The sequence below is a fragment of the Streptomyces sp. NPDC110618 genome (assembly GCF_055657065.1).
On sequence record NZ_JBVKBN010000024.1, the window covers coordinates 106,404 to 116,724 of the forward strand.

Genomic DNA, 10,321 nt, shown 5'->3' on the forward strand with positions numbered 1-10,321 from the left:
CCGGCGCCCGCCGCGCCCCTGCGCGTCAGGCGGACACTCGCCGGATGAGCGAGGTCGGCGTGATGACAGAGGCCGGAGCCGGACCGCCGGTCTCGTCGAGCAGCCGCATCAGCAGCTTCACCATCAGCCGCCCCATGCCCTCGATGTCCTGGTGGACCGTGGTCAGCGCCGGGTCGGCCTGCTCGACCACCGACGCCATGTCATCGAACCCGACCACGGCCACGTCCTCCGGCACCCGCACCCCGCGCTCCCGCAGCGTGCGCAGCGCGCCCAGAGCCGTCAGATCGTTGGCGGCGAACACCGCGTCGAGGTCCGGGTGCCGCTCCAGCAGCTCGGCCATCGCCCGGGCGCCGCCCTGCTCCGTGAAGTCGCCCTGGCAGACCATGGAGGGGTCGGCGTCGATGAGCACGTCCCGGTAGCCGTCGACCCGGTCTATGGCGGCCGTCAGATCGGGCGGCCCGGCGATGTGCGCGATCCTGCGCCGCCCCAGCGACACCAGGTGCTGGACCGCCTGCCGGGCCCCGCCGCGGTTGTCGCAGTCGACGTACGGGGCCGCGAGGCCGCGCTCCTCGACCGGCCGGCCGCCGAACACGGTGGGAATGCGGGACTTCTCGATCAGCGCGGGCAGCTCGTCGTCATTGTGCACGGAGAAGGCGAGCGCACCGTCCACATGGCCGCCGCCGAGGTAACGGGCGATCCGGTCGTGATCGCCGCGCCCCTCGACCCACAGCAGCACGAGCTGGGAGTCGTTCGCGGTCAGCTCACGGCTGATGCCGCGCACCTGCTGGGCGAAGAACGGGTCGGAGAAGATCCGGAACTCCGGCTCGGCGATGATGACGGCGACCGCGCCGTTGCGCCGGGTGACCAGGGTCCGGGCCGCGTGATTGGGCACATAGCCCAGCTCCTCGACCGCCCGGCGCACCTTGTCCACCAGCGGGGCGCGCACCCCCGCACCCCCGTTGACCACGCGCGAGGCTGTAGCCCGGGAGACGCCGGCGCGGGCAGCGACGGCTTCCAGAGTGGGGCGGGGCCCCGTGATCGGGTCGGGCAAGGCGGGCACTCCCTCGACTGGGCACGTTTCGTATCGACGGTGATGCGGACTGTTCAAGGATATCGGCAGGATACGAAGGTGTGAGAGCGCTCCCAAACGGGGGATAGGCCGTCGAACAGGTGCCTACCGCCTCGCAGGGGCGGGACCGTCGGCGGACGGGCCCTCGTCCGCGCGACGACGGCGCTCGATTCGCGCGGCGGCGGCACCCTCATTCGCGCGACGCTGCACCTTAATTCGCGCGACAGAGGGCGTCGGCCCTGCAACGCTACGGCCCGGAACATGATCAGTGCAGCCGCACGCGACGGGGGACCGATGAGCTTCGTACTTCAGGGACCGGTACTCGAAGGCACGCGGGTGCGGCTGGAGCCCCTGGAGCGCCGCCACACGGCCGACCTGGCCCTGGCGGCGGAGGAGGACCGGAGCTCGTACGACTTCACATGGGTGCCGAGGGCCGACGAGGTCGGGGCGTACATCGACGCCCAGCACGCCCGCGCCGCCGTCGGGAAGCTCGCGCCCTACGCGCAGGTGGACCGGTCCTCGGGGCGGGCGATCGGCTGCACGTCCTTCTGGGACCCCCGGCTGTGGCCGGACGGCACGGACCTGTGCGCGATCGAGATCGGCTTCACCTGGCTCGCGGCGTCGGCCCAGGGCACGGGTGTGAACACGGAGGCCAAGTACCTGCTGTTCCGGCATGCGTTCGAGACCTGGAACGTGGCGCGCGTCGACCTCAAGACCGACGCGCGCAACCTGCGCTCCAGGGCGGCCATCGAAGCGGCGGGTGCCCGCCTGGAGGGCGTACTGCGCAACTGGTCGCGCTCCTGGGTGCCGGGGGAGGACGGCAGGCTCCGCGACTCCGCGATCTTCTCCATCACGGCACAGGAGTGGCCGGAGCGCCGGGCGCGCCTCGAAGAGCGCATGGCACGGCGGCTGTCGGTGGGATGACCCGCGGGCCGGCGTGAACGGCCCGGCTCCGCAGAACCTTCACCTCCGCACCGGACCCCACGGGATGCCGCAAAGGGCGCCGACCGTGCAACTACACTGCGCGCTGGCATCACAGCCCACGCACAACAACTGGCTGAAAGGGAACGAGGAGCAGCATGGCTACGGGGGGATGGGGACCGGGCACCGGTCCAGGTCAGCCGAGCGGCAACGGACCGGGAGGCCAGGGCGGTTGGGGCGCTCCGTACGGACCCCCGCAGGGCGACCCGTACGGGCCGCCGCCGCAGAACCCGGGGCCCTACCCGGGCCCGTACCCCACGCCGATCCCGAACCAGCCGCACCCCTACGTTCCCCAGCCCACCAGGCCCGCCGCCCGGCGCGGCGGCTGCCTGACCTTCCTGTTCTTCGGACCCTGGGGTTGGCTGCTGCGCTCGACGAACCGCGCGGCCGTGAGGGTCTTCGCGCAGCGGGGCGACAACCAGATCATCGACCGCACGGCGGACCGTGTGCAGCTGGCCCGCACGGTGCTCGGCGCCGCCGCGAGTGTCCTGCTGATCCTCGCCTACAACGTGAACCCGGACCGCTGGGAGGACGCGGCGTGGCGCGGCGCCGCCCAACTCCTCATCGCCCCGTTCGTCCTGCTGATCGCCGCGCCCCTGGTCGTCACCGCGTTCATCTACTACGCGCCCCCGCATCTGCGCCCGCACCTGCGTTCCCGCCTGCGCATTCCGCTGAAGACGGTCGGCTGGTACGTGCTCACGCTGGCCGTGATCTGCGCGGTGCTCCTTCCGACGTCGCTGACGGTCAACGCCGAGGACGGCGCGCAGTGGTGGGAGTACGTCCTCCTTTGTGCCTCACTCGTCGTGATCGTCTGGGGCTTCCCGTTCTTCTTCTTCGCGTCGGTGCACTCGGCCCGCAGCGCCTTCAACAGCGCGCAGGTCCACCCGATGCTGGCACCGGTCCTCACCATGGCTCTCGTATGGGTGTTCGCGGTCATCAACATGATCGGCGACGGTCTGCCCCCGGGTCCACCCCTGGTCCAGATCTGCGCCACGCTGGGCGGCCCGCTGACCGTGACGGGGGTCTCGCTGTGGGAACTGCACCGGATGAAGACCCTGTTCGGCGTCACCTTGCGCCCCTGACGGCGCGCCCGGTTGGTGAAGATGGCGTGAGGATTCCCTCGGGTTCACGCCGGCCACGCCTTGCGGCCACGTGAGTTGAAACCCTTGCGTCCTAGGGGTTGAAGGTATCCGGTCCGCCTGTCATAGTTGCCCATAGTCGGCAGGGCAAGAGGCCCTGGGTATCGATGTATTGGGGGGTGGATCATGATCCACATCACGCTCGGCCGGATGCGTTACGTCGACCCGAAGGAAGACCAACTCGGCCGTGAGTACGTGGGTTACGACGAGAGCATGAGCGAGGACGCCCTTTTCCGCGCCAACCGGGGCTGTTGGGTCCTCGGCGAGCGCGCGGAGAAGGAGAAGTACGCACTGCTGTCCCACGAGGGCAAGGTGCGCATGGCGATCGAGATCGACCGACTGGTCCCGGTCGCCGGGGGACGCAAGGCCATCGAGGGCCGGTACCTCAAGCCTGGGGACGAGGTCCACGACACGTACGTCGGCAAGCAGCCGCCCGTGGACTCGACCCGCAACCCGATCACCTACTTCGACTCCCCGCACGACACCCGCCTGTGCGGCTGCGACTGCGGCGAACCGGTCGCCGGCGGCTGGTTCCTGGCCGGGCACGACCAGAAGGCCCTGCACGCCCGGGTCGCCAAGATCGGTACCGTGCGGGACTTCATCGACTGGTTCGACAAGACGTACGTCGAGGACAAGGGCGCGTAGCCCGGCCCCGGACGCTCAGGCCGCCCCGGTTGCCTCGCGCAGCCGGGCGGCGAGGTGGACGGCGGTCTTCTCCCCGGCCCGCTGCTTGATCAGCCCCTCCTTGGCGGCCGCGCGAAGCCGGACTTCCGTGGTGGCCTCGGCGGACCTCAGCACGCGCGCCGTCACCACCACGGGATTCAGGCCGCCGACACCGCCGCCCGTCACCACACGGATCGTCCGCTCCTCGGCGGTACCGGCAGGCAGGGGCTCGACGGCCCGGCCGACACCGCCGATCACGCCGAAGACACGCTCCACCGTCTCGTGAAAGGGCAGGGGGACGAGCAGTTCGATCTCGTGGACGTCCTTCTTCAGCCGCTTCGCCACGGCTCGGACCAGCCGCCCGCTGCCCCCGCTCGCCGCGCCGAGGGCGCCCAGCCCGTCAGCCAGGATCCGGTCCTCGATGTCGCTGTGATCCACGGACGTCCCACCACCCTCACCGATCGATGCGCCCGATCGTAGCTTCGCCACCACGGCACCGTGCCACGGGCTAACGCCTACCGGACCTTGCTGCCGACGATCCGCCCCCGCGCCTCGCCGAAGCCGATCCGGGTTCCGTCGGCGCCCGGGGCTGTGGCGGTGAGGACGATTTCGTCTCCGTCCTCCAGGAAGGTGCGCTGCTGTCCGCCCACGGTGATGGGTTCCTTGCCGCCCCAGGTGAGTTCGATGAAGGCGCCGCGCTGGTTCTTCTTTGGTCCGGAGATGGTGCCGGAGGCGAACAGGTCACCGGTGCGGGAGGGGGCGCCGTTGACGGTCTGGTGGGCGAGCATCTGGGCGGGGGACCAGTACATGGTGGCGTAGGGCGGCCGGGAGACGACCTCGCCGTTCCAGGCGACGGTGAGGTCGATGTCCAGTCCCCACGGCTGCCGCATCTGCAGGTAGGGCAGAACAGAGGGCTGCTGGAGGGGAGTTGGCACCCGTGCCGCGTCGAGGGCGAGCAGGGGGACCACCCACGGGGAGATGGTGGAGGCGAAGGACTTGCCCAGGTTGGGGCCGAGGGGGACGTACTCCCAGGCCTGGATGTCACGGGCGGACCAGTCGTTGAAGAGGACGACACCGAAGATGTGCCGGTCCGCCTCCTCGGCGGGGATGGAGTCGCCCATGGCGTTGCCGGTGCCGACGACGAAGCCGAGTTCGGCTTCGATGTCGAGGCGGGTGGAGGGGCCGAAGACCGGTGCCGGGTCCTGGGGGCCCTTGCGCTGACCGCAGGGCCGGATGATGTCGGTGCCCGAGACGACGATCGAGGCCGCCCGGCCGTGGTAACCGACCGGCAGGTGCTTCCAGTTCGGCATCAGGGGGTCGGGGTTGTCGGGCCGGAAGAGCCTGCCCAGGTTGGAGGCGTGGTGTTCGGAGGCGTAGAAGTCGACGTAGTCGGCGACCTCGAACGGCAGATGCAGGGTGACGGTGTCCAGGTCGTGCACGGCTGACACGGGGATATCGCCCCGGAGCCGCTCGGTGAGCGTCGCACGGACCTCGACCCAGCGGGCGTGGCCCTGTGCCATGAAGTCGTTGAGGCTCGGTCGCGCGAAGACGTCGTCGTCCAGCAACAGGGCCAGGTCGATGACGTGGTCGCCGTAGCGGGTGGCCACGCGCGGCTGTTGGCCCGGCACGGAGTAGACGCCGTAGGGCAGGTTGGTCAGGCCGAAGAGGGAGTCGGCGGGGACGGTCGGGCGGGTGGTGCTGGTCATGCGGACACCTCGGTCAGGTCGGCGATCGTCGCGGCGGGCAGCAGGCCGAGTCCGGCCGACTCGGTGGCGGGTTCGGCCACGGAACAGGTGCCGAAGGAGCGGAACACCTCGCGGACCTCGGGCGTGAGGGCCCGTACGCGCTCGGCGATCCGGTCGCCGTCGCGCTCGGCCAGCAACCGCACGACCTCCGCCTCCTCGGCTCCCTTGATGGCCGCGTCGGTGGCCACGAGGAGGTTGAGGAACCCGTGCTGCTCGAATCCGGTCTCCGGGTCGGTGTTGCGCAGTGCGTGATGCAGCCCCGCGGTCGCCTTGAACGGCACCCCGGCCCGTACCGCGGCCAGGACGGCCGCCGCGAGTTCGCGCTCGTCGGGGTAGAGATCGGCGCGCACGCCGCCGGTGCGGAACTTGGCCAGGTAGGGCGTTCCGGCGAGTGCGGCGAGCAGCGGTGCGCGGCGGGCGTCGCGCGGCACCTCGACGTAGACGGTCAGGTCGTCGCCGCCGAGGGCTTCGCGCAGCGCGGGTACCACCGATTCGGCGGCAACCCCGCCGGGTACTGCGACCTCCAGCCCGACCAGGCGCACGGCCGGAATCCGGCGTGTGGCGGTGACCGCGTCGGCGACACCCGGCAGGGCGACGGTCACCGACAGGTCGAAGGAGGCTTCGGGCAGGCCGGCGGTCAGCTCGGTGAGCCGGGCGATGTCCTTGGCGGCGAGGACGAAGGCACCGACGAGTGCGCCGTGGGCGCCCCGGGTGTGCTCGACGTGCGCCGTGACGGCCTGTTCGATGGGCAGGCTGCCGGGCGGGAAGACCGCCGCGTCGTCGAACAGGCCGGCGAGCACGGGCGGGATCTGCGGAGTCATCGGTTCTGCTCCCAGGAGTAGGCGTAGGTTCCGTCGTCCGTCTCGCGGGCGGCCTCGCCGAGCTGGAGAGGGCGGAAGGTGTCGACCATGACGGCGAGTTCGTCGAAGAAGTCCACGCCGATCGAGCGTTCCGTCGCGCCCGGCTGGGGGCCGTGCGGATGTCCGCCCGGGTGCAGGGAGATCGATCCCTGGCCGATCCCGGAGCCCTTGCGGGCCTCGTAGTCGCCGCCGCAGTAGAACATCACCTCGTCGGAGTCGACGTTGGAGTGGTAGTACGGCACCGGTACGGCCTGCGGGTGGTAATCCACCTTGCGCGGTACGAAGTTGCAGATCACGAAGTTGTGGCCCTCGAAGACCTGGTGCACGGGCGGCGGCTGGTGGATGCGCCCGGTGATCGGTTCGAAGTCACGGATGTTGAAGGCGTACGGGTAGAGGCAGCCGTCCCAGCCCACCACGTCGAAGGGGTGGTTGGGCAGGGTGTGCACCGTGCCCACGACCCCGCCGGGACCCCGGTGCTTGATGTGGACCTCGACGTCCTCGCCCTCGACGGTCTTCGGCCCGTCCGGGAGGCGGAAGTCCCGCTCGCAGTACGGCGCGTGCTCCAGGAGCTGGCCGTGCTTGGACAGGTAGTGGCGGGCGGGGCCGATGTGTGAGGCGGCCTCGATGGCGTAGATCCGCACGACGCCGTGGGGGACGATCCGGTAGGTCGTCGCCCGGGGGACGATGACGTAGTCGCCGTCGCCGGCCTCCAGGTCGCCGAAGACGGTCTCCACGCGGGCCTGCCCGTCCTCGATGTACAGGCACTCGTCGCCGATGGCGTTGCGGTAGTACGGGCTGACCGTGTCGGCCGCGACGTAGGCGAGCCGGACGTCGTCGTTGCCGAGCAGGAGCCGGCGGCCGGTGACCGCGTCGATTCCCGCCTCGCCGTCCGCGAACAGCTTGTGCGTGGACAGGTGGCGGGGGATCAGGGGGTGGTTGGGCACCAGGGACTGGTCGCCGAGGTCCCACACGCGGTACTCCCGCACCGCCGACGGGATGTGCCGGTGATAGAGGAGCGAGGAGTCGGAGGAGAAGCCCTCCTCGCCCATCAGCTCCTCGTAGTAGAGCTTCCCGTCCGGGTCCCGGTGCTGGGTGTGCCGCTTCGGCGGAACCGAGCCCGCCCGGTGGTAGTACGGCATGTCTCTTCTCCTCAGGACTCGGAGCCGTGGTGCCGTGCGCGGAGTGAGGTCTGTCGTCGGTCAGTGTGTGCGCTCAGCGCACATTTTTGTGCGTTTACGGAAACACTTGGAAGTTAGGTCCCGGGCGGCGGCCCAGTCAAGGCGGCCGGTCCACGTCCGGTGTGCGTCAGGTGGCCTAACGTGTCGCCCGAAGACGATCTGATGGGATTCCCGCGCGCCGCGTGGGATCAGGAGGTGCTGATGGCCACGCTGCAAGGTCTGGATCGCGGGCTGCGGGCTCTGGACCTGATCTCACGGGCTGCCGACGGTCTGACGGTGGCCGACCTCGCGGCGCAGTTGCGGATCGACCGCGCCGTCGCGTACCGGATCGCGCAGACGCTGGAGGAGCACGCGCTGGTCTCCCGGCAGGGCAAGCGGCTGCGGCTCGGTGCCGGTGCCGCGGCGCTGGCGGGACGGTTCCAGCAGCAGTTGGTGCCCGCCGCCCAGCCGGTGCTCCAGGAACTCGCCGACGCGACCGGGACGTACGCCTTCCTGACGGTGGCGCACGGGACGCGGGAGTGCGTGCCGGTGGCGGGAGCGCGGCCGGCCGTGCAGCAGGGGCCCGTCGAGGTGGGCTACCGGATCGGCGTGCGGCATCCGCTGGAGAAGGGGGCGAACGGCGTCGCCATCCTCGCGCTCCAGCCGCCCCACCCCGACGACTCCGAGGAGGTCACGCGGGCACGGGAACGCGGGTACAGCGTCACCTCGGGGCAGCTCCAGCAGGGTGCCACCGGGATCGCGGCCGGGTTCGAGGTGCCGGGCGCGGCGGGCGCGTCGGTCGGCGTGGTCGCCATGCACGAGTTCGACGTCGAGTCGGTCGCGGGTCTGGTGAAGGAGGCGGTGGCACGGCTGGCCCGCTCGCGGTGAAGCCCCCGGCGGATCCCTCTCCGCTGAGCAATTTGTACACACGAGCCGCCCTCACGGCAGGCAAACTGAGCACCTTGAACAGCCGACAACACAACTGTTGTGCAGGTGCATGATCCCGGTGTGTTCTACCGCCACGCGCTGGAAACACGCACCGAAAGGGATGACGGATGAGCATCGAGCAGACCCTCACCAGCCAGGAGCGTCTCGCGGACCTCGATCTGCAGCAGCTCAAGCAGCTGGTCGGGCTCGTCGAGTACGACGCCGAGGGTGACCCGTTCCCGGTGACGGGGTGGGACGCGGTGGTCTGGTCGGTGGGCAACGCGACCCAGGCCGCGCTGTACTACCAGGTGGTCTTCGGTATGGAGCTGGTCGCCTACTCCGGCCCTGAGACCGGCAACCGTGACCACCACGCGTACGTCCTGCGCTCCGGCGCGGTCCGGTTCGTGCTCAAGGGCGGCGTCGACCCGGACAGCCCGCTGCTGGACCACCAGCGCCGCCACGGTGACGGTGTCATCGACATCGCCCTTGAGGTGCCGGACGTCGACCGGTGCATCAAGCACGCCCGCGCGGAGGGTGCGACGGTGCTGGAGGAGCCGCACGACGTCAGCGACGAGCACGGAACCGTCCGCATCGCGGCCATCGCCACCTACGGCGACACCCGCCACACCCTGGTCGACCGTTCCCGCTACAACGGCCCCTACCTGCCCGGCTATGTCGCCCGCAGCTCCGGTTATGTGAAGCCTGAGGACGAGCCCAAGCGCGTCTTCCAGGCCCTGGACCACGTGGTGGGCAACGTGGAGCTGGGCAACATGGACGAGTGGGTCGGCTTCTACAACCGGGTCATGGGCTTCACGAACATGGCCGAGTTCATCGGCGACGACATCGCCACCGAGTACTCGGCGCTGATGAGCAAGGTCGTCGCCAGCGGCAACCACCGCGTGAAGTTCCCGCTGAACGAGCCGGCCGTCGCCAAGAAGCGCTCGCAGATCGACGAGTACCTCGACTTCTACCGCGGCCCGGGCGCCCAGCACCTCGCGCTCGCCACCAACGACATCGTCCGGACCGTCGACGTCCTGCGCTCCAAGGGCATCGAGTTCCTCGACACGCCCGCCAGCTACTACACCGACCCCGAGCTGCGCGCCCGCATCGGTGAGGTCCGTGTGCCGATCGAGGAGCTCGCCAAGCGCGGCATCCTCGTCGACCGGGACGAGGACGGCTACCTCCTGCAGATCTTCACCAAGCCGATCGGCGACCGTCCCACCGTCTTCTTCGAGTTCATCGAGCGCCACGGCTCGCTCGGCTTCGGCAAGGGCAACTTCCAGGCCCTGTTCGAGGCGATCGAGCGGGAGCAGGCCAAGCGCGGCAACTTCTAGAAGCGGTACGGGTTCCGAGAGCGGGTGCTTCAGCGGCGTCGCCGACTGAAGCACCCGCTGCTCCGTCGCTCAGGCCGTGCTTCCCCCAACCCGGGGAAACTCACTGAGCGCCATCGCCGCCTCCTCGCGCACCGCGGCGTCCGGATGGGCGAGGAACGGCCGGACGACCGGCACCGCGCGCTCGTCATGAGTGGCCGAGAGGCTGAACAACACGTACTCCAGCAGCCGGGGCTCGAAGTCCGCGAGGTGAACGGCGAGCGGTTCGAGGAGGCCGTAGGGGAGCTGGTACGGAATTCCGCTTTGGCAGACCGCGTTCAAGGCGGCTTCCCGCACCGCGTAGTCCGTACCGGACACCGCTTCCTAATGCTGTTGTCAAGCTGCCGCAGTCACCGGCGGTGTCACTTCGTAGCACCGCCGGTCACGAATCAGAGCCCAGATGACGTTGA

General features: G+C 70.1%; 11 protein-coding genes. 5 read left to right on the forward strand and 6 right to left on the reverse strand.

What is annotated here, in order from left to right:
- Positions 1–25: 25 nt before the first annotated feature.
- Positions 26–1,051 (reverse strand): LacI family DNA-binding transcriptional regulator, encoded by a 1,026-nt coding sequence (locus tag ACZ7L7_RS31690; protein ID WP_285513972.1) that lies wholly within the window; start codon positions 1,049–1,051, stop codon positions 26–28.
- Positions 1,052–1,363: 312 nt separating this feature from the next.
- Here ACZ7L7_RS31690 and ACZ7L7_RS31695 point away from each other — a divergent pair, with 312 nt between their 5' ends.
- The 3 genes from ACZ7L7_RS31695 to ACZ7L7_RS31705 all read left to right on the forward strand — a co-directional run bounded on the left by ACZ7L7_RS31695 (position 1,364) and on the right by ACZ7L7_RS31705 (position 3,834).
- Entirely contained in the window at positions 1,364–1,993 is a 630-nt protein-coding gene (locus ACZ7L7_RS31695; protein WP_285513971.1) for a GNAT family N-acetyltransferase, read from the forward strand.
- Positions 1,994–2,148: 155 nt separating this feature from the next.
- The gene (locus tag ACZ7L7_RS31700) at positions 2,149–3,132 is read left to right on the forward strand and encodes a hypothetical protein (RefSeq protein ID WP_285513970.1); all 984 of its coding nucleotides are present in this window, start codon (positions 2,149–2,151) and stop codon (positions 3,130–3,132) included.
- Positions 3,133–3,315: 183 nt separating this feature from the next.
- The gene (locus ACZ7L7_RS31705) at positions 3,316–3,834 is read left to right on the forward strand and encodes a hypothetical protein (protein WP_285513969.1); all 519 of its coding nucleotides are present in this window, start codon (positions 3,316–3,318) and stop codon (positions 3,832–3,834) included.
- 15 nt (positions 3,835–3,849) lie between these two features.
- On the opposite strand, the gene ACZ7L7_RS31710 is transcribed toward ACZ7L7_RS31705, so the two are convergent.
- The 4 genes from ACZ7L7_RS31710 to ACZ7L7_RS31725 form a co-directional block, all read right to left on the reverse strand.
- A complete protein-coding gene (locus ACZ7L7_RS31710) occupies positions 3,850–4,290 on the reverse strand; it encodes a hypothetical protein (protein ID WP_471593050.1) in 441 nt (146 codons plus the stop codon).
- Positions 4,291–4,367: 77 nt separating this feature from the next.
- On the reverse strand, positions 4,368–5,558 hold the full coding sequence (gene fahA, locus ACZ7L7_RS31715) for a fumarylacetoacetase (protein ID WP_285513967.1): 1,191 nt from the start codon (positions 5,556–5,558) through the stop codon (positions 4,368–4,370).
- Entirely contained in the window at positions 5,555–6,418 is an 864-nt protein-coding gene (locus tag ACZ7L7_RS31720) for a hypothetical protein (protein WP_285513966.1), read from the reverse strand. Before ACZ7L7_RS31720 ends, fahA begins: the two co-directional genes overlap by 4 nt.
- Positions 6,415–7,596, reverse strand: coding sequence for a homogentisate 1,2-dioxygenase (locus ACZ7L7_RS31725; protein WP_285513965.1), 1,182 nt, complete (start codon positions 7,594–7,596; stop codon positions 6,415–6,417). Before ACZ7L7_RS31725 ends, ACZ7L7_RS31720 begins: the two co-directional genes overlap by 4 nt.
- A 240-nt stretch (positions 7,597–7,836) precedes the next feature.
- Here ACZ7L7_RS31725 and ACZ7L7_RS31730 point away from each other — a divergent pair, with 240 nt between their 5' ends.
- Positions 7,837–8,502: a helix-turn-helix domain-containing protein gene (locus tag ACZ7L7_RS31730; protein WP_285513964.1), complete on the forward strand. Its 666-nt coding sequence runs from the start codon at positions 7,837–7,839 to the stop codon at positions 8,500–8,502.
- 167 nt (positions 8,503–8,669) lie between these two features.
- On the forward strand, positions 8,670–9,875 hold the full coding sequence (hppD, locus tag ACZ7L7_RS31735) for a 4-hydroxyphenylpyruvate dioxygenase (RefSeq protein ID WP_285513963.1): 1,206 nt from the start codon (positions 8,670–8,672) through the stop codon (positions 9,873–9,875).
- Positions 9,876–9,944: 69 nt separating this feature from the next.
- On the opposite strand, the gene ACZ7L7_RS31740 is transcribed toward hppD, so the two are convergent.
- A complete protein-coding gene (locus ACZ7L7_RS31740) occupies positions 9,945–10,229 on the reverse strand; it encodes a HEAT repeat domain-containing protein (RefSeq protein ID WP_471593054.1) in 285 nt (94 codons plus the stop codon).
- Positions 10,230–10,321: the final 92 nt, after the last annotated feature.

Coding starts and splice junctions, on each gene's coding strand:
- ACZ7L7_RS31695 (WP_285513971.1), top strand. CDS start 1,364: ATGAGCTTCGTACTTCAGGGACCGGTACTCGAAGGCACGCGGGTGCGG.
- ACZ7L7_RS31700 (WP_285513970.1), top strand. CDS start 2,149: ATGGCTACGGGGGGATGGGGACCGGGCACCGGTCCAGGTCAGCCGAGC.
- ACZ7L7_RS31705 (WP_285513969.1), top strand. CDS start 3,316: ATGATCCACATCACGCTCGGCCGGATGCGTTACGTCGACCCGAAGGAA.
- fahA (WP_285513967.1), bottom strand. CDS start 5,558: ATGACCAGCACCACCCGCCCGACCGTCCCCGCCGACTCCCTCTTCGGC.
- ACZ7L7_RS31720 (WP_285513966.1), bottom strand. CDS start 6,418: ATGACTCCGCAGATCCCGCCCGTGCTCGCCGGCCTGTTCGACGACGCG.
- ACZ7L7_RS31725 (WP_285513965.1), bottom strand. CDS start 7,596: ATGCCGTACTACCACCGGGCGGGCTCGGTTCCGCCGAAGCGGCACACC.
- ACZ7L7_RS31730 (WP_285513964.1), top strand. CDS start 7,837: ATGGCCACGCTGCAAGGTCTGGATCGCGGGCTGCGGGCTCTGGACCTG.
- hppD (WP_285513963.1), top strand. CDS start 8,670: ATGAGCATCGAGCAGACCCTCACCAGCCAGGAGCGTCTCGCGGACCTC.